Annotated in this window: 16 protein-coding genes; 12 read left to right on the top strand and 4 right to left on the bottom strand. The window is 68.7% G+C overall.

Annotated features, from left to right (window positions below; genetic code table 11):
- Positions 1-7: 7 nt before the first annotated feature.
- The 3 genes from bioH to bioC are packed head-to-tail and all read left to right on the top strand — an operon-like array spanning position 8 to position 2,493.
- Positions 8-787 (top strand): pimeloyl-ACP methyl ester esterase BioH, encoded by a 780-nt coding sequence (gene bioH, locus MG068_RS19905; RefSeq protein WP_132810976.1) that lies wholly within the window; start codon positions 8-10, stop codon positions 785-787.
- A 29-nt stretch (positions 788-816) separates the two neighbouring features.
- Positions 817-1,596, top strand: coding sequence for an SDR family oxidoreductase (locus tag MG068_RS19910; RefSeq protein WP_132810977.1), 780 nt, complete (start codon positions 817-819; stop codon positions 1,594-1,596).
- A gap of 12 nt (positions 1,597-1,608) precedes the next feature.
- Complete coding sequence (gene bioC / locus MG068_RS19915; RefSeq protein ID WP_132810978.1) at positions 1,609-2,493, top strand: malonyl-ACP O-methyltransferase BioC; 885 nt, start codon at positions 1,609-1,611, stop codon at positions 2,491-2,493.
- Positions 2,494-2,698: 205 nt separating this feature from the next.
- Here the strand turns inward: bioC and MG068_RS19920 are convergent, their stop codons facing one another.
- Entirely contained in the window at positions 2,699-3,343 is a 645-nt protein-coding gene (locus MG068_RS19920; RefSeq protein ID WP_071228615.1) for a YdcF family protein, read from the bottom strand.
- Positions 3,328-4,290 carry a pyridoxal-phosphate dependent enzyme gene (locus tag MG068_RS19925; protein ID WP_049400864.1) on the bottom strand — a complete coding sequence of 321 codons (963 nt, stop codon included), beginning with the start codon at positions 4,288-4,290 and terminating at the stop codon, positions 3,328-3,330. Before MG068_RS19925 ends, MG068_RS19920 begins: the two co-directional genes overlap by 16 nt.
- Positions 4,291-4,449: 159 nt before the next feature.
- On the opposite strand from MG068_RS19925, the gene MG068_RS19930 reads away from it, so the two are divergent.
- The 9 genes from MG068_RS19930 (at position 4,450) to MG068_RS19975 (ending at position 15,028) form a co-directional block, all read left to right on the top strand.
- Positions 4,450-4,935 carry a hypothetical protein gene (locus tag MG068_RS19930; protein WP_019337023.1) on the top strand — a complete coding sequence of 162 codons (486 nt, stop codon included), beginning with the start codon at positions 4,450-4,452 and terminating at the stop codon, positions 4,933-4,935.
- Positions 4,936-5,485: 550 nt separating this feature from the next.
- Positions 5,486-7,375, top strand: coding sequence for a tRNA uridine-5-carboxymethylaminomethyl(34) synthesis enzyme MnmG (gene mnmG / locus MG068_RS19940; protein WP_132810979.1), 1,890 nt, complete (start codon positions 5,486-5,488; stop codon positions 7,373-7,375).
- Positions 7,376-7,630: 255 nt separating this feature from the next.
- The gene (locus MG068_RS19945) at positions 7,631-8,161 is read left to right on the top strand and encodes a gamma carbonic anhydrase family protein (protein ID WP_032129113.1); all 531 of its coding nucleotides are present in this window, start codon (positions 7,631-7,633) and stop codon (positions 8,159-8,161) included.
- Positions 8,162-8,284: 123 nt separating this feature from the next.
- On the top strand, positions 8,285-8,974 hold the full coding sequence (locus MG068_RS19950; RefSeq protein WP_049400866.1) for an RDD family protein: 690 nt from the start codon (positions 8,285-8,287) through the stop codon (positions 8,972-8,974).
- Positions 8,971-9,963 carry a stage II sporulation protein M gene (locus MG068_RS19955; RefSeq protein ID WP_032129115.1) on the top strand — a complete coding sequence of 331 codons (993 nt, stop codon included), beginning with the start codon at positions 8,971-8,973 and terminating at the stop codon, positions 9,961-9,963. Before MG068_RS19950 ends, MG068_RS19955 begins: the two co-directional genes overlap by 4 nt.
- Positions 9,953-11,569, top strand: coding sequence for a DUF4129 domain-containing protein (locus tag MG068_RS19960; protein ID WP_132810980.1), 1,617 nt, complete (start codon positions 9,953-9,955; stop codon positions 11,567-11,569). Before MG068_RS19955 ends, MG068_RS19960 begins: the two co-directional genes overlap by 11 nt.
- A complete protein-coding gene (locus MG068_RS19965; RefSeq protein WP_132810981.1) occupies positions 11,566-12,750 on the top strand; it encodes a DUF4350 domain-containing protein in 1,185 nt (394 codons plus the stop codon). Before MG068_RS19960 ends, MG068_RS19965 begins: the two co-directional genes overlap by 4 nt.
- A complete protein-coding gene (locus MG068_RS19970; RefSeq protein WP_132810982.1) occupies positions 12,747-13,733 on the top strand; it encodes an AAA family ATPase in 987 nt (328 codons plus the stop codon). Before MG068_RS19965 ends, MG068_RS19970 begins: the two co-directional genes overlap by 4 nt.
- The gene (locus MG068_RS19975; RefSeq protein ID WP_132810983.1) at positions 13,730-15,028 is read left to right on the top strand and encodes a DUF58 domain-containing protein; all 1,299 of its coding nucleotides are present in this window, start codon (positions 13,730-13,732) and stop codon (positions 15,026-15,028) included. Before MG068_RS19970 ends, MG068_RS19975 begins: the two co-directional genes overlap by 4 nt.
- A 675-nt stretch (positions 15,029-15,703) precedes the next feature.
- On the opposite strand, the gene MG068_RS19980 is transcribed toward MG068_RS19975, so the two are convergent.
- Positions 15,704-16,882, bottom strand: a complete 1,179-nt coding sequence (locus MG068_RS19980) for a glutathionylspermidine synthase family protein (RefSeq protein WP_132810984.1) — start codon at positions 16,880-16,882, stop codon at positions 15,704-15,706.
- Positions 16,883-16,889: 7 nt separating this feature from the next.
- Complete coding sequence (locus tag MG068_RS19985) at positions 16,890-17,462, bottom strand: DUF1190 domain-containing protein (protein WP_071228542.1); 573 nt, start codon at positions 17,460-17,462, stop codon at positions 16,890-16,892.
- Between the last annotated feature and the right edge of the window lie 309 nt (positions 17,463-17,771).

Below are 17,771 nucleotides of genomic sequence, written 5' to 3' on the forward strand. Positions count from 1 at the left end.
GTTCCCCATGCATATTGAAGTCACCGGCCGCGGGCCGGACCTGGTTCTGATCCACGGCTGGGCCCTGCAGGGCGGCGTGTTCGCACCGCTGGTGCAGCGCTTGGCAGACCAGTTCACCCTGCACCTGGTCGACCTTCCCGGGCATGGCCACAGCCGCGACGACACCACGCCGCTGCGCCTGCCGTTCGTGGTCAACGCGATTGCGGCGGCGACGCCACCGGCGGTGTGGTGCGGCTGGTCGCTGGGCGGATTGTTCGCGCTGCACGCGGCAGCGACGCTGCCGAAGGTGCGTGGGCTGGCGATGATCGCCGCCACACCGCGCTTCGTACGTGGCGAAGATTGGCCGCACGCGGTGGAACCGGCCGTGTTCGAGCAGTTCGGGCGTGAGCTGGCCACCGATTTCGCCGGCACCCTGGAACGCTTCCTCGCCCTGGACGTGATGGGCTCAGCGCACGCCCGCGAAGAGCTGCGCACCCTGCGCCAGCGCTTGGTCGAGCGCGGTGCACCCACCGAACGCGCGCTGCTGGAGGGCCTGCGCCTGCTGGAAAGCACCGATCTGCGCGGCGCACTGCCGACGCTGGGCAAACCCAGCCTGTGGATCGCCGGCCAACGCGACCGGTTGGTCTCACCGGCGGCAATGCAGGCCGCCGCGGCACTGGCCCCGGGTGCGCAGGCGCTGACCATCGCCCACGGCGGCCATGCGCCCTTCCTCGGCCATGCCGACGAGGTCGCCGCCGCCCTGCAACACTTCGTTGCCGGCCTGTCACCGGCCGATGGCGGACAATGAGCGCCTTCCTCATTCCTCGGGATTGACGCATGGATCTGGGTATCAATGGCCGCTGGGCACTGGTCTGCGGCGCAAGCAAGGGGCTGGGCCTGGGCTGCGCGCGTGCGCTGGTGCGTGAAGGCGTCAACGTGGTGATCGTGGCCCGCGGTGAAGCCGCCCTGCAGGCCGCCGCTGAAGAGCTGCGCGCGCTGGCCGGTGCCGCCGAGGTGCGCGCGATTGTCGCCGACGTCACCACCGAAGCCGGCCGTGCCGCCGCGCTGGCCGCGTGCCCGCAGGTGGACATCCTGGTCAACAACGCCGGTGGCCCGCCGCCCGGTGATTTCCGCACCTTCGAGCGCGACGACTGGATTGCCGCGCTGGACGCCAACATGCTGGCGCCGATCGCGCTGATCCGCGCCACCGTCGACGCGATGATCGAGCGCGGCTTCGGCCGTATCGTCAACATCACCTCGTCGGCGGTGAAAGCCCCGATCGATATCCTGGCGCTGTCCAACGGCGCGCGCAGTGGCCTGACCGGTTTCGTCGCCGGCCTGTCGCGCCGCACCGTGGCCCACAACGTCACGATCAACAACCTGCTGCCCGGCCAGTTCGACACCGACCGCCTGCGCGCCAACTTCGCCCACAGTGCGGGCAAGGACGGCGACGCCGACGAAGTGGCCGAACGCCGCCGCCAGCAGATCCCCGCCGGCCGCTTCGGCAAACCCGACGAATTCGGCGCCGCCTGCGCCTTCCTGTGCAGTGCACAGGCCGGTTACCTCACGGGGCAGAACCTGCTGATCGACGGCGGCGCCTACCCTGGTACGTTCTAAGAGACTTTCGCAATGCCGTCCCACTTCGATGCCCGCCACGTCCGCCGCGCGTTCGCCCGTGCCGCCAACAGCTACGACGCCGCCGCCGCCCTGCAGCGCGAAGTGCAGTCGCGGCTGATCGAATCGCTGGACTACCTGGAGGCACGCAAGCCCGAGGTAGTGCTGGACATTGGTGCCGGCACCGGCCATGCCAGCGCGTTGATGAAGAAGCGCTGGCCGAAGGCGCAGGTGATCGCGCTGGACGTGGCGCTGCCGATGCTGGACCAGGCCAAGCGCCAGGCCGGCTGGTGGAAGCCGTTCCAGCGCCTGTGCGGTGATGCCGCCGCGCTGCCGCTGGCCGACAACAGCGTGGACGTGATCTTCAGCAACCTGTGCCTGCAGTGGGTGGACGACCTGCCGGCGGTGTTTGCCGGGTTCCGCCGTGTGCTCAAGCCAGGTGGCCTGCTGGTGTGTTCCACTTTCGGCCCGGAAACGCTGGTCGAGCTCAACGAAGCATTCGCCGCTGCCGATGACCGCCCGCACGTGAGCCGCTTCGCGCAGATCGCGCAGTTCGGCGATGCGCTGATGATGGCCGGCTTCCGCGACCCGGTGCTGGACCGCGACCTGTTCACCCTGACCTACGACGACCTGCCGTCACTGATGCGCGAACTGCGCGCGATGGGCGCGACCAATGCCCGCGTCGACCGTCGCCACACGCTGACCGGGCGTGGCCGTTTCGCCGCTGCGGCAGCGGCGTATGAACCGATGCGTCGTGCCGACGGCAAGCTGCCCAGCAGCTGGGAAGTGATCTATGCGCACGCCTGGGCACCGGACCCGGGCACACCGATCCGCGAAGGCGGGCATGACGTGGCCTCGGTGCCGGTGTCGGCAATTCCGATCCGGCGCAAGCAGACCTGATCGTCCGGTAGTGCCGGCCACTGGCTGGCAACCTCGCGATTCCATGGTGGGCATCTGCCGGCCAGCGGCCGGCACTACCGCAATCCACACCGCACGCGAATCGCTCCGGTAGGTGCCAACCTTGGTTGGCACACCCCATCAGATCGCGATGCCGCCAGCAGTGTGCCGACCAAGGTCGGCACCCACCCAAATGCAGGCTTCCGCCTCAGGTATTGGCCGGCGAACTCAGCGGCGGGCGCACCAGGTCGCGGTGGAAGAAATAGATTTCCTGCACCAGGAAGCGCCAGCTGGTGTGGAAGCTGCGGAAGCGCGTGCTGGGCGTGGACGAGGCCAGCGCATCGATGCCCAGCGCCTTGCTCAGGCGCAGCGCGCGCGCCATGTGCAGCGGATCGCTGACGATGATCACCCGGTGCAGGTCGCGCTGGTCCATCAGCCGCTTGGCTTCAACCAGGTTCTGCACGGTATTGCGCGAGGCGGTTTCGATCAGGATCGCATCGTCCGGCACACCATGCTTCAGCGCATAACGCCGCGCCACCTGCGATTCGGAAAAACGCGCACCGGTGCCACCGTAGCCGCCGGTGAAGATCAGCAGCGGCGCGTACTGGGCCTCGTACAGGTCCAGCCCATGCCGGATACGCTCTTCGAACACCGGTGACGGCTTGGCGTCATAGGCGGCCGCACCCAGCACGATGATGGCGTCGGCCTTGGCGGCCTGGTCACGCTCGCCGACCCAGACGATCCAGGCAGTCACGCCCAGCAGCCAGATCACCAGCAGGACAAACAGCCGCCACAGCCAGCCCAGCAGGCCGGTGCGAGGCCGCTGCCGGTCGCGGCTCACGGCGCCCCCCAGCGCAGCGCTGGCAGGTCGACGTTGCCGCCGGACAGCACCAGGCCCACGCGCAGTCCGGCGAAACGTTGCGGCTGCGCCAGCACCGCAGCCAGCACGGTGGCCGAGGACGGCTCGACCACCTGCTTGAGCACCTCCCACAGCAGGCGCATCGCGGCCATCGTCGCCGCGTCATCGACCACGATCACCTCGGCACCGGCCGCGCGCAGCAGTTCGAAATTGGGCGCGCCGATCAGGGTACGCAGGCCATCGCAGATCGTGTCCGGAGTGAACGCGTCCTGGCGCTCGCCAGCGGCCAGCGAGCGCGCGGTATCGTCGGCACCGGCCGGCTCGGCCAGCACCAGACGGGTCTGCGGGCTGGCGTGCTGCAGCGCCAGCGCAGTGCCGCTGGCGAGGCCGCCGCCGCCCACCGGTACCACCAGCACGTCGAACGGGCCGTCGCTGTGCAGCAGTTCCAGGGCGGCGGTGCCCTGCCCGGCCATCACCGCCGGATTCGTATAGGGATGCACCAGGGTCGCGCCGGTGTCGGCCTGCACCTTGGCGCAGGTGGCCTCACGGTCGGCAATGGTCGGCGGGCAGTGCCAGAGCGTGGCGCCATGGCGCGCAATATTGGCCAGCTTGGCCGCCACCGCACCTTCCGGCACCACCACGTGACAGGGAATGCCCCGGGTACGTGCGGCCAGCGCCAGCGCGGCGCCGTGATTGCCAGAGGAGTGGGTGACCACGCCGGCACTGGCGGAATCAGCCTCCAGCGACCACACCGCGTTGCAGGCACCGCGGAACTTGAACGCACCACCACGCTGCAGGTGCTCGGCCTTGAACGCCAGCTGTGCCCCGGCCAGCGCATCGAGCGTGTGCGAGCGCAGCACCGGGGTCACGCTGGCATGCGGGGCGATCCTCGCGGCAGCAAGCAGGACGTCGTCGGCGCGGGGCAACAGTGAATCGCTCATGACGCAAGATTAACGTATGCCCCCGCGCTGGCGACCGGGACACAGGTCATGCCAGCATGCAGCCCTACGCCTCCATTCATCCTGGCCGGCGGAATTAAGGGCCGATTCAACGCTTGCGCCCGAAGCTGACTGCACACCCGTCCTCTGGGGGGACCCACCATGAAAATGCGCCTGATGCTTGCCGGTGGCCTGTTGCTGGCCCTGACCGGCTGCACCACCTACGACTATGTCGGCGGCGGCCGCAGCGGCAGCTACTACCACGGTGCGCCGTCGGTGGAATACCGCTACCCGGCCGGCTATCCCTACAACTACGGCCCCTACTACGGTGGCTATGGCGGCTACTACGGCGGCTACGGCAACCCGTATTACTCGCGCCCGATCTACCGTCCGCCGCACAACCACCGCCCGCCGCCGCGTCCGGGCAATGGCGGCGAGCACCGTCCGCCGCCGCCGTCGCGTCCGTCGTACAACGGGGGTTCGCCGTGGCGGAACATGGACTCCATGCGCCGCCCGCCGCAATCGAACGCCCAGCCGTCGGCGCCCCCGCCGCAGGCCCGTCCGGCACCGGCACCGAGTGCGCCGAGGATGAACGGTTCCCCCTGGCGCAACATGGATCGTGCGACGCAGCGCACAGTTGAGCGCTGAACCGTCTTGCATTTCACACGGTCTAAGCCGCAATCTACGCGGACAGTGACGGCCCGCGTCACAAAGTGACAAAAACGACACGGGCCGCCGCAAAAAGCTCTACGTCGATATCCGACAGGAACATCTGGATCCCCCCTGTTCCGGCCCTGTCGGATGTCGGCACCTCTGAAAACAGACGGCCCCGCAATGCGGGGCCGTTTGTTTTGTTGGGTCGCCAACCGGCGAGGGCCCCAGCGTCAGTAGCTCCACGCCATGCGTGGATGGCGCCTTCCCGACAGCCGCAAAAAAACAGGGCCGGACAGTCCCCCGACTGCCGGCCCTCTGCTCCCCCACCGTGCGCCTGTACCGGCCCCTGTTCCAATTCCGGTCACGGGCGCCTACGGCGCCAGCCACGATGGGTGCTATTGGGTTATCTGCAAAAATCCTGCCAACTTTAGGGTTGATTTCGACGCCGGCCGGCCGGCACCGACGTCCCGGCCCCGAATGGCGCTAAAATCGCCACCCCGGCGCCGCCCCCGGTCCGCGCCCGCCCCCAGCTGAACAGCCCCCCATGAACCCGTCCTTCCATCGTTACGACGTCATCGTCATCGGCGGTGGCCACGCCGGCACCGAAGCCGCGCTGGCCGCGGCCCGCACCGGCGTGCGCACCCTGCTGCTGACCCACAACATCGAAACGGTGGGTGCGATGAGCTGCAACCCGGCCATCGGCGGCATCGGCAAGGGCCACCTGGTCAAGGAGATCGACGCGCTGGGCGGTGCGATGGCGCATGCCGCCGACCGCGCCGGCATCCAGTGGCGCACGCTCAATGCCTCCAAGGGCCCGGCCGTGCGCGCCACCCGCTGCCAGGCCGACCGCAACCTGTACCGCATGGCGATCCGCGCCATCGTCGAGGGCCAGGTCAACCTGACCGTGTTCCAGGCCGCCGTGGACGACCTGGTCATCGAAGGCGACGCCGTGCGCGGGGTCATCACCCAGACCGGGCTGCGCTTCGATGCCGAGGCCGTGGTGCTGACCGCCGGCACCTTCCTGGCCGGCAAGATCCATGTCGGCCCGACCCAGTACGCCGCCGGCCGCATGGGCGACCCGCCGGCCACCACGCTGGCCGCGCGGCTGCGCGAGCGCCCGTTCCAGGTGGACCGCCTGAAGACCGGCACGCCGCCGCGCATCGATGGCCGCTCGCTGGACTACAGCGTGATGGACGAGCAGCCCGGCGATTCGCCGCGGCCGGTGATGTCCTTCCTCGGCTCGGTGGACGAGCATCCGCAGCAGGTCAGCTGCTGGATCACCCACACCACCGAACAGACCCATCAGATCATCCGCGACGCGCTGCACCGTTCGCCGCTGTACAGCGGCCAGATCGAAGGCATCGGCCCGCGCTACTGCCCGTCCATCGAGGACAAGGTGGTGCGCTTCGCCGAGAAGGCCAGCCACCAGATCTTCGTCGAACCCGAAGGCCTGGGCATCGTCGAGATCTACCCCAACGGCATCTCCACCTCGCTGCCGTTCGACGTGCAGCTGGAGATGGTGCGCAGCATCCGTGGCTTCGAGAACGCACACATCACCCGCCCCGGCTACGCGATCGAGTACGACTTCTTCGACCCGCGCGGGCTGAAGGCCTCGCTGGAGACCAAGCTGGTCAACGGCCTGTTCTTCGCTGGCCAGATCAACGGCACCACTGGCTACGAAGAGGCCGCCGCGCAGGGCCTGCTGGCTGGCCTCAACGCCGCACGCCAGGTGCGCGGGCTGGACGGCTGGTGCCCGCGTCGCGACGAGGCCTACCTGGGCGTGCTGGTGGATGACCTGATCACCCACGGCACCAACGAGCCGTACCGCATGTTCACCAGCCGCGCCGAGTACCGCCTGCAGCTGCGCGAGGACAATGCCGACCAGCGCCTGACCCCGACCGGCCGCGAAATGGGCCTGGTGGATGATCGCCGCTGGAGCGCGTTCGAGACCAAGCAGGCCGCCGTCGCTGCCGAGCGCGCACGCCTGGGTGCGCTGTGGGCAACCCCGGCCAATGCACTGGGCCGCGAAGTGAACGAGACGCTGGGCGTGGCGGTCAGTCGCGAGACCAATGTGCTGGACCTGATCAAGCGCCCCGAGCTGGATTACGCCAAGCTGATGCAGGTGCCCTCGCTGGGCCCGGCGGTGGCCGATGGCAAGGTTGCCGAGCAGGTGGAGATCGGCGTGAAGTACGCCGGCTACCTGGACCGCCAGCGCGAGGAGATCGAGCGCCAGCAGCGGCACGAAGCCACGCCGATCGCTGAAGCCTTCGATTACGCGACCGTGCGCGGGCTGTCGGCCGAAGCGCTGCAGAAGCTGGAGCGCGTACGCCCGCAGACCATCGGCCAGGCACAGCGCATTCCGGGCATGACCCCGGCAGCGATCTCGCTGCTGCTGGTGCACCTGGAGCGCGCACGCCGGGGACGCGTGGCGTAACACGAGCGCGATAGATGCCATCCACGCATGGCGTGGATCTACTGCAATGCTGCGCGCGATCCGCTGTTCCGCATACAGCATCGGCTACAGCTACGAACCGTAGCGGGTAGTGCCGGCCGCTGGCCGGCAACCGCAGAACTCCAGACATGACCTTGAGGTTGCCGGCCAGCGGCCGGCACTACCCTGCGGTGCGCGCGCGGCGTGCAGACCACGCAGGTATCATCGTCGTGAACGCCCTGATTTCCGGAGACTTCGATGAACCCGCTGCGCCCCTTCCGCGACAAGATGCCCGTCCTCGGCGAACGCGTGTACATCGATCCGGCCTGCACCATCATCGGCGACGTGGAGCTGGCCGATGACGTGTCGGTATGGCCGGGCACGGTCATCCGCGGCGACGTCAACCATGTGCGCATCGGTGCACGCACCAACGTGCAGGACGGCACCATCATCCACGTCAGCCACCACAGCCCGTACAACAAGGCCGGCTACCCGACCCTGATCGGCGAAGGCGTGACCGTTGGCCACGGCTGCATCATCCATGCCTGCACGATCGGCGATTACAGCCTGATCGGCATGGGCGCCTGCATCCTCGATGGCGCCCGCGTGGAGCGCCATGGCTTCGTCGGCGCCGGTGCGGTGATCGGCCCCGGCAAGGTGGTGGGCGAAGGCGAGCTGTGGGTCGGCAACCCTGCACGACCGGCACGCACGCTCAGTGACAAGGAAATCGAGGCGCTGCATTACTCGGCCGACCACTACGTGCGGCTGAAGGACGAATACCGGGGCTGAGCCCCCGACGCTGCCATGCGGCTCTGCTAAAGTCTTGGCCCGACCAGGACCTGTCGAGACCCCCATGCCTGTGGCTGCCCGCCGGAGAGGACTCCGGCGCCCACAACGAAGGCCATCGCGCTGATGGCCGCACCGATGCTCGATACCTACCGCGAGGTGGTGACGCCGGAGGGTGTGCCGCTGCAGTTGCCTGCCGCCGGCCCGGTACCGCGGGCGATGGCCTGGCTGGTCGATCTTGGCGTGCGCATCGCGGCACTGGTGCTGGTGTCCATTCCGCTGGCGCTGCTGGACAAGTTCGGCTCCGGCCTCTACCTGGTGCTGATGTTCCTGGTCTACTGGGCCTACCCGATCGTCTGCGAAGCGTTGTGGGGGCGCACGCTGGGCAAGCGTGCGCTGGGGCTGCGCGTGCTGTCCCGCGATGGCGCGCCGGTAGGCTGGATGGCGGCGATCACCCGCAACCTGCTGCGCACGGTGGACATGCTGCCGTTCGGCTATGCGCTGGGCCTGATCAGCAGCCTGTTCGATCCGCATGGCCGCCGCCTTGGCGACCTGGTGGCGGGCACCGTGGTGGTGCACGCACCCGCGCTGTACCTGCCACCGCCGCCGACCATCGACAGCGTGCTGGCCCCGCCGCAGCCGCTGCGACCAGAGGAACAGGCTGCGTTGATGGCCTTCGCCGAGCGCGCGCCACGGTTGTCGGCGGCGCGCCAGCAGGAGCTGGCCGGTATTGCCGAGCCACTGACCGGCACCCATGGCCAGGTCGGCGTGCTGCGCCTGTATGCGATGGCCAACTGGCTGCTGGGGCGGCGATGAAGCAGGAACAGTTCGTCGCCCGCTACCAGCAGGAATGGCAGGACCTGGAGCAGTGGCTGCTGCTGCGTGCCGGTGCCTCACGCCGCACGCGCCGCAAGGCCAGCGGCCTGGCACTGGACGACACCACCTTCCCGCAGCGCTACCGGCGGCTGTGCCAGCAACTGGCGCTGGCCCGCGAACGCGGCTACAGCCCGCAGCTGGTGCAGCGCCTGCAGCAGCTCATGCAGCAGGGCCACAGCGTGCTGTACCGCACGCCGCCGACGCGCTGGCGGGGTGCCCTGGAGTTCCTGGTGGCCGACTTCCCGCTGCTGGTGCGTAGCCAGGCGCGCAGCATGTGGGTGGCGCTGGCGATGTTCGCGCTGCCGGCGGTGGCCTGCTTCGTGCTGGTGCAGGTCTATCCGGACCTGATCCACATGCTGATGGACAACCGCCAGATCGCCGAGATGGAGCGCATGTACGATCCCGCCGCCGAGCGCCTGGGGCGTGACAGCGGCACCGACTGGATGATGTTCGGCCACTACATCATGAACAACATCAGCATCGCCCTGCGCACCTTCGCCAGCGGGCTGCTGGCTGGGCTGGGCACGCTGCTGGTGCTGTTGTTCAACGGCGTGATCATCGGTTCGGTGGCCGGTCACCTGCAGCACATCGGCCATGGCGACCCGTTCTGGCGCTTCGTGGTCGGCCACGGTGCCTTCGAGCTGACCGCGATCGTGATCGCCGGCGGTGCCGGTCTGCAGCTGGGCATGAAGCTGCTGGCACCAGGCCGGCGCAGCCGCCTGGATGCACTGGTCGAAGGCGGCCGCATCGGCGCACGGCTGTGCCTCGGCGTCGCCTTCATGCTGCTGGTGGCCGCCTTCATCGAAGCCTTCTGGTCCTCACTTGCCGAAGTACCGGCGTGGGGCAAGTTCAGCGTGGCCGGTGTGTTGTGGGCCGGCGTGCTGCTGTGGCTGTGGCGCGGCGGACGTGGGGGCGGCCATGCGCATTGACCGCCTGGACGTGGCGCTGCGCGCCCGCAGTGGCTGGGAAGCGATGGAGCTGGGCACCGCCCTGTCCCGCCGTCGCGCGCGTGCGCTGTGGGGCAGCTGGCTGCTGGCCAGTGCACCGCTGTTCGTGATCTTCAACGCGCTGGGCTGGTGGCTGGATGCCTTCGGCTGGGCCTGGCTGGCGATGTGGTGGTGCAAGCCGCTGTTCGAACGCGCGCCGCTGTACGTGCTGTCGCGCGGCATTTTCGGTGAGCCGGTCGGCACGCTGGCCGCGCTGCGCGCGCAGCGCCACTGGGGCAACAGCGGCTTCTGGGGCTACCTGGGCTGGCGCCGCTTCAGCGTGCTGCGCAGCCTGTGCCTGCCGGTGAACCTGCTGGAAGGCAACACACCGGGCCAGCGCGGCCCACGCCGTCGTGCGGTGGCAGCCGGCGCAGCGGGCGCGGCACTGGTACTGACGGTGACCTGCCTGGCGTTCGAAGCCGTGTTGGTATCCGGCGCGATCGGTGCGGTGTTCATGTTCATGCCACTGGAGCTGATGTCCGAATCGTGGCGTGCGGCGTGGGACATGATTGGCAAGGACACGCCGGCATGGGCACGGCTGGGCTTCAACCTGGCGTGCTGGCTGGCCTCGGTGCTGATCGGCCCGTTCTTCGTCGGTGCGGGCTTTGGCCTGTACCTGAACCGTCGAACGCAGATGGAAGCCTGGGACGTCGAAATCGCCCTGCGCCGCCTGCGCGAGCGGCTGCTGCCGGCAGCATCGACGCTGGCGCTGCTGCTGTGGCTGGCACTGCCGCTGGTGTCCGCACCGGTGCATGCGGAGGACGCGCAGACGGTCGCGGAGCAGGCAGGCGATGCCGAAGAGGACGAAGACAGTGCGGAAGAACCGGCCACCGCGGCCAACGACCCCGCCAATACGCCGGCAATGATCTTCGGTACAGCGCCGGTGGACACCGCCGGTTTCCGTCAGGCAGTGAACCGCGCCTATGAAGACCCGCTGCAGCGCCCGACCCGCCAGGTGACCCGCTGGAAGCCGATCGAGCAGGCCGAGGAAAAAAAGAAGGAAGACAAGCAGCTGCAGCGTGACACCAACAGCAAAGGTGAACGCAAGGCGCGCAAGGACGGCATCGCCTGGCTGGCACGGCTGGCCGAATGGGGCCTGTGGGGCCTGCTCGGCATCCTGCTGCTGGTGCTGCTGCTGACCGCGCGGCTGTGGCTGCCATGGCTGCGTGGCAGTGGCCGGCGCAAGGCCGACGCTGCACCGAAGGTGCTGGAGGAGCAGGTGGAGTTGCCGGTGGTGCTGCCGCCGGACGTGGCCACCCAGGCCGGCCTGCTCTGGGACCAGGGCCGGCCGCGGCAGGCGCTGGCCCTGCTGTACCGCGCCAGCGTGCGCACGGTGGGCGAGCGCAGCGGTATCGCGCTTCCACCCGGTGCCACCGAAGCGCAATGCCTGCGCGCATCGCGACGCATGCCCCAGGCCAGCGACCGTGACCTGTTCGCGCGCATCGTGCGCATGTGGCAGTACGCTGCCTACGGTGGCCGCCTGCCCAGCCGCGCCGATTTCGATGCGTTGGCCGATACCCTGCGCCAGCAGTACGGGTGGCAGGCATGAGCCCGCGCCTGTTCTGGTCGCTGCTGCTCGGTGCATTGGTGCTGTTCGGCGTACCGCTTACCATCCTCTACCTGCGCACGCACGAACGGGTGACCGAGACGATCCGGCTGCCGCCACAGGGCGAGGCCGCCTACAACCCGCTGTACGTGCTCGGCCAGGCCCTACGCGCCGATGGCATCGACGTGCATTCGCGACCGCGGCTGGAGTTGCAGCAGATGACGCTGGGGCGCCACGACACGGTGGTGCTGCTGCAGGACAGCAGCGAACTGCCGCCGCCCGTCGCCAGCGCACTGCTGGACTGGGTCGACGGTGGTGGTCACCTGCTGGTACGTACGCCGCCGCCGGCCGAGGACGATGCCGGCAGCACGCAGGGCCCCCTGCTGGACCAGCTGGGCGTAGACAGCCTGTTCCAGCGCAGCGACTGCCAGGCCTTCCATGTCGACGACGATCCGGGCCACGTCGAATTCTGTGGTGGCCGCCGCTTCACCCTGGGCTTTGCCGCCAGTGCGCAGGCCGAACGTCGCTGGGGCACGGATCGCGACCTGGTGTTCGCGCGCCTGCGCCATGGCCAGGGCAAGGTGAGCGTGCTGGCCGACATGGAGTTCATGCGCAGCGAGGTGGACTCACCGGCGGCGCGCCTGGCCTCCGCAGGGGGCAAGGCCAGCGACGGCCTGCACGACGCGTCGCATCGCGACCTGACCCGCTATCTGCTTGATCCGAACTACGGCAAGGGTGCGGTCTGGCTGGTCTATGCCAGCCGCCCGCCGTCGCTGTGGTCGCGCATGTTCTATCAGGGTTGGCCGCTGTGGGCACCGTTGCTGCTGGCCCTGCTGGGTTGGCTGTGGGGCCGCTCGCAGCGCTTCGGCAGCCTGCTGCCGTCGCCGGTGCTGGAACGCCGTTCGCTGCTGGAGCACGTGCGCGCCAGTGGCGAACTGCTGCTGCGTTTCGGCCACGGCGCGCGCCTGTACGAGGCCGTACTCGCCCTGTTCCTGCACCGCCTGCGCCTGCGCGCACCGGTTGCCGCCGCACTCGATGGCGCGCCGCGCGATCAGGCCATCGCCGAGCTGCTGAAGTGGCCGCAAGGCCGCGTTGCCAGCGCGCTCACGCCCCCTCCGCCGCACGATTCCTCCGCCCTGCGCGAGCGCATCCGCTTGCTGCTCCAGATGAGATCCCTGCTATGACCGAAGTCCCCGAGCTGCCGGCGGCCGCCAACGCCCGCCTGATCGAACGCGTCGATGCCATCCGCGATGCCGTCGGCCACGCCTTCATCGGCCAGGCCGATGTGCTGGACCAGATCCTGGTGGCGCTGCTTGCCGGTGGTCACGTGCTGATCGAGGGCGTGCCCGGGCTGGGCAAGACCCTGCTGGTGCGCGCACTGGCACAGGCCCTGGAGCTGGATTACGGGCGTGTACAGTTCACCCCCGACCTGATGCCCAGCGACGTCAGCGGCCACGCGGTGTACGACCCGAAGAGCGAGAGCTTCAAGATCCGCCGCGGCCCGGTGTTCACCAACCTGCTGCTGGCCGACGAGATCAACCGTGCACCCGCCAAGACCCAGTCGGCGCTGCTGGAAGTGATGCAGGAAGGCCAGGTGACCATCGAAGGCAAGGCCTTCACCCTGGCGCCGCCGTTCATGGCGCTGGCCACGCAGAACCCGCTGGAGCAGGAAGGCACCTACCCGCTGCCGGAAGCACAGCTGGACCGCTTCCTGCTGAAGGTCCTGATCCACTATCCGCAGCTGGAGGACGAGAAGCGCATGGTGACCGCGATCACCAGCGGCCGTGCCGCCAGCGATTTCGACCTGAGCCAGGTGCCACGCGTGCTCGGTGCTGGTGAGCTGCTGGAACTGCAGCGCGCCACTGCGGCGATCACCGTCGACGACGAAGTGATCGACTACGCGGTGCGGATTGTGGCGGCCACAAGGCAGTGGCCGGGTATCGCGGTCGGCGCTGGCCCGCGTGGCAGCATCGCGCTGGTGCGTGCCTCGCGCGCGCAGGCGGTGCTGGCCGGTCGTGATTTCGTCACTCCGGATGATGTGCGCGACATCGCACGCCCGGCGCTGCGCCACCGCATCGCGCTGGCCCCGGAACTGCAGATCGAAGGCCAGGACGCCGACGACGTGCTGGGCGCGCTGCTGGCCAAGGTGGAAGCGCCGCGCCGATGAGGCCGGCACCGCTGCTGCTGGCGCTGCTGCTGGCCTGGGCTGTCTTGGGCGGCCTGGTGCTGGGCGGGTTGCTGCCGCGCTGGAGCTGGGCGCTGGCGGCGCTGGCGATTGCCGTGCCGGCGCTGATGGATCTGTGGCGCCAGTGGCGGCGTCCGTCGCCGCAGGTGCAGCGCGAACTGCCCGAAGCGCTGGCACTGGGCGTGCGCCGCGAGGCTGCACTGCGGCTGCAGGCGGACGCACCGATGACGGTGCAGGTGTTCGACCTGGTGCCCGGCGGCTGGCCGCTGGAATCACTGCCGCAGCGTGTGCGCCTGCAGGCCGGCAGTGCCTCCACCCTGCACTACCACTTGCAGCCGCTGCAGCGTGGGCATTTCCGCTTCGAAGGCGTGCACCTGCGCATGCGTTCGCCGTGGCGGCTGTGGTGGCAGCAACGCACGCTGCCGCCCGCACTGGACGTGCGGGTCTATCCGAACTTCGTGCCGCTCACCCGCTTTGCCCTGTTCAGTGCCGACCAGGCCTCGCGGCTGGTCGGTGCACACGTGAAGCGCCGCCGCGGTGAAGGTACCGACTTCCACCAGATGCGCGAGTACCGCATCGGCGACAGCCTGCGCCAGCTCGACTGGAAGGCCACCGCACGTGCGCGCAAGCTGATCTCGCGCGAATACCAGGACGAGAAGAACCAGCAGCTGCTGCTGATGCTCGACAGCGGCCGCCGCATGCTGGCCAGCGAAGGTGGGCTCTCGCACTTCGACCATGCCTTGAACGCGTCGCTGGTGGTGGCTTACCTGGCGCTGCGCCAGGGCGACGCCGCCGGCCTGTTCGCCACCGGTGGCGAGCGCCGTTGGGTCGCGCCGCAGCGCGGCATGGGCACCGTCGAGCACCTGCTGCGCGCCAGCTACGACCTGCAGCCACGCGCGGTGGCCACCGACTACCTGGCCGCCGCCACCGAAGTGTCGCTGCGCCAGCGCCGGCGTGCGCTGGTGATGCTGGTCAGCAATGTGCGCGACGAAGACATCGAAGACCTGCTGGCGGCGGTGCGCCTGCTGCAGCAGCGCCACCTGGTATGCGTGGCCAGCCTGCGCGAGCGTGAGCTGGACGGCGTGCTGGACAGCGAAGTGCAGACACTGGAAGACGCCACCCAGGCCGGTGCAGCGGCGCTGTACCTGCAGCAGCGCGCGAAGGCGCATGAGGCGCTGCGCAGCGAGAAGGTGATGGTGCTGGACGTGACCGCCGATGCCCTGCCTGGTGCGCTGGTGGAGCGCTATCTGGCGGTGAAGCGCGAAGGGCTGCTCTGATACCAGCGATCGATCTGGTGGGAGCCAACAACGGTTGCCGGCCAGCGGCCGGCATTACCCCTGCAACAACCGACGCACCGCTCTGGTAGGTGCCAACCTTGGTTGGCACGAACCCACAGCGCCGACCAAGGTCGGCATCTACCCACGGCGGTTGCCGGCCAGCGGCCGGCACTACCCTGCAACAACCGACGCACCGCTCTGGCAGGTGCCAACCTTGGTTGGCACGGAATCAACGGCGCCGACCAAGGTCGGCATCTACCAACACCGATTGCCGGCCAGCGGCCGGCACTACCCCTGCAACAACCAACGCACCGCTCTGGTAGGTGCCAACCTTGGTTGGCACGAACCCACAGCGCCGACCAGGGTCGGCATCTACCAACACCGATTGCCGGCCAGCGGCCGGCACTACCCCTGCAACAACCGCCGCACCGCTCTGGTAGGTGCCAACCTTGGTTGGCACGGAATCCACAGTGCCGACCAAGGTCGGCATCTACCCACGGCGATTGCCGGCCAGCGGCCGCCACTACCCTGCAACAACCGACGCACCGCTCTGGTAGGTGCCAACCTTGGTTGGCACGGAATCAACGGCGCCGACCAAGGTCGGCCACTACCCACAGCGGTTGTTCTACGACCGGCGTCGGTTGCCCACGCCGGCCCGGGGGCGCCGCACCGTCATCAGACGTAGATCCGCGTCGGTGCCTCATCAACGATCGCGTGTGGCACGAAGCGCGCACTGTCGCGGGTGATCGCGCTGTCGTCCTCGCGGATGCCGATGCCGCAGGCGTGGTCACCCACCACCCAGCTGCCGATCAGCGGGTAGCCGCCTTCGAAGCGGGTCAGCGGATGCGCACGCTGGATGATCGCCGGACCATCGTAGGGACCGTCGCTGCGCTGGGTGCTGCCATCGGCCAGGTGCATCTCGATGTTCGCGCCTTCGCGCGAGAACAGCGGCTTGCGCACCCAGCCCGAGGCCAGCGTGCTGCCGTCATCGAAATGCGCTTCCAGCAGGTTCGGATGGCCCACGTTGCGCTGCCACAGCAGCGGCAGGATGCCCTTGTTGCTCAGCACCGCCTTCCATGCCGGTTCCAGCAGCTGCACGCCCGAGCGGGGCAGCGCGCGGCCGAATTCCTCGGCCATCAGGTCTTCCAGCGGGTACAGCTTGAACAGCGTGCCGATCACCGCATCGTCCAGCGCGGTGAAGCGGCCGTCCTCGGACAGACCGATATCCTCGATGGCGATGGCCTGGCCATGCAGGCCGGCCTGCGACGCACAGTCGCGTAGGTAGTCGACGGTGCCGCGGTCTTCTTCCGAACTGCCCACGGCGCTGAAATACAGCGGCGGCGGCAACTGCGTGGCCAGTTCGCCGAAGCGTTCGACCAATGCCTCGTGGATCGCGTTGAACTGGTCGGCATGCTGCGGCAGGCGACCGGCATTGCGCTGGTCTTCCAGCCATTGCCACTGGAAGAAGCTGGCCTCGAACAGCGAGGTCGGCGTGTCGTAGTTCAACTCGTACAGCTTGGCCGGGCCGGTACCGTCGTAGGCCAGGTCCAGGCGACCGTACAGATGCGGCTGGCGCTGGCGCCAGCTGTCGGCGATCCAGTCGCGGTAATGCGACGGAATCGCCAGCTGGTCCATCAGGCGTTCGCTGCCGATGACATCGCCGACCAGGTCCAGCGCCATCTGGTGCAGCTCGGCGCTGGGGTCTTCGATGTCCTGCTCGATCTGGCGCAGAGTGAAAGCGTAATACGCGCTTTCATCCCAGTACGGCTGGCCGTCGATGGTGTGGAAGCGGAAACCCGCCTCTTCCGCGCGTGCCCGCCACTGGGCACGCTCGGCAATCCGGATACGCTGCATGGGTCGATCAGCCGCCGTAGCTGCCGCTGGTGCTGCGGCGTGCGCTGGTGTTGCCGAAGCCACCACGGCTGGCGGTGACCGCACGGTTCGGTTCGCTGGTGACCGGCGCCAGGCCCGCCTTGCCGGCGCCGATGCCGCTGGCGGTGTTCAGGCCACCGGTACCGCCCGGTGCCGGACGCGCCCAACCAGCGCTCTTGTCCTGGTAGGCCGGCGACGCCGCCGGCGCCTGCGGCGCGAGGCCGCCGCGGTTGCTCAGCATCTGCGACATGAAGAAGCCCATCATCATCGGGCCGATGAACGAGGTACCGGCCGAGGTGTGCTGCTGCACGCACTGTTCCGGCTTGTAGTCCTTCTCGCAGGCTTCCTTGCTGGCGTACTTCGGCGCCGCATCGGCGGCCTGCTTCTGCGCTTCGGCGAAGGCATTGCGGCACGACGAGGGATCGCCGGTGGCCTCGGTGCAGGCCTCCACCGAGGTGTACAGGCCTTCCTGCACCTTCACCTCCGGCTCCTTCTGGCAGGCGGTGAACAGCAGCGGCGCAGCGCTCATCAGCAGCAGCGCGGTGGTGCGGGAACGTTTCATGGCCTCATGCCCTGTCGACGGATCAATGCCCCAATGATGCCAAATCCGGACCAGCAACCGGAATCGGCAAAGTCCGAAAGATGAACGGACTTTCATTTTCGTCGGGCATTGGGGTCAGAGCCCATCGCGCCGCGATGGGATCCGACCCCGGGCGGCGCACCGCTCTGGCAGGTGCCAACCTTGGTTGGCACACACGGCACGGCGCCGACCAAGGTCGGCATCTACCGAAAACGGGTGGTTGCAGCAGCAACCGAAAAAATTGGCCATGATCGGCTGACCCCCACGTTGTACGGCCCGCCCGTTCCGCCA

Origin of the sequence: Stenotrophomonas sp. ASS1, assembly GCF_004346925.1 — a bacterium.
GTDB classification, from domain to species: Bacteria; Pseudomonadota; Gammaproteobacteria; order Xanthomonadales; family Xanthomonadaceae; genus Stenotrophomonas; species Stenotrophomonas maltophilia_A.

Coding starts and splice junctions, on each gene's coding strand:
- bioH (WP_132810976.1), top strand. CDS start 8: ATGCATATTGAAGTCACCGGCCGCGGGCCGGACCTGGTTCTGATCCAC.
- MG068_RS19910 (WP_132810977.1), top strand. CDS start 817: ATGGATCTGGGTATCAATGGCCGCTGGGCACTGGTCTGCGGCGCAAGC.
- bioC (WP_132810978.1), top strand. CDS start 1,609: ATGCCGTCCCACTTCGATGCCCGCCACGTCCGCCGCGCGTTCGCCCGT.
- MG068_RS19925 (WP_049400864.1), bottom strand. CDS start 4,290: ATGAGCGATTCACTGTTGCCCCGCGCCGACGACGTCCTGCTTGCTGCC.
- MG068_RS19930 (WP_019337023.1), top strand. CDS start 4,450: ATGAAAATGCGCCTGATGCTTGCCGGTGGCCTGTTGCTGGCCCTGACC.
- mnmG (WP_132810979.1), top strand. CDS start 5,486: ATGAACCCGTCCTTCCATCGTTACGACGTCATCGTCATCGGCGGTGGC.
- MG068_RS19945 (WP_032129113.1), top strand. CDS start 7,631: ATGAACCCGCTGCGCCCCTTCCGCGACAAGATGCCCGTCCTCGGCGAA.
- MG068_RS19950 (WP_049400866.1), top strand. CDS start 8,285: ATGGCCGCACCGATGCTCGATACCTACCGCGAGGTGGTGACGCCGGAG.
- MG068_RS19955 (WP_032129115.1), top strand. CDS start 8,971: ATGAAGCAGGAACAGTTCGTCGCCCGCTACCAGCAGGAATGGCAGGAC.
- MG068_RS19960 (WP_132810980.1), top strand. CDS start 9,953: ATGCGCATTGACCGCCTGGACGTGGCGCTGCGCGCCCGCAGTGGCTGG.
- MG068_RS19965 (WP_132810981.1), top strand. CDS start 11,566: ATGAGCCCGCGCCTGTTCTGGTCGCTGCTGCTCGGTGCATTGGTGCTG.
- MG068_RS19970 (WP_132810982.1), top strand. CDS start 12,747: ATGACCGAAGTCCCCGAGCTGCCGGCGGCCGCCAACGCCCGCCTGATC.
- MG068_RS19975 (WP_132810983.1), top strand. CDS start 13,730: ATGAGGCCGGCACCGCTGCTGCTGGCGCTGCTGCTGGCCTGGGCTGTC.
- MG068_RS19980 (WP_132810984.1), bottom strand. CDS start 16,882: ATGCAGCGTATCCGGATTGCCGAGCGTGCCCAGTGGCGGGCACGCGCG.
- MG068_RS19985 (WP_071228542.1), bottom strand. CDS start 17,462: ATGAAACGTTCCCGCACCACCGCGCTGCTGCTGATGAGCGCTGCGCCG.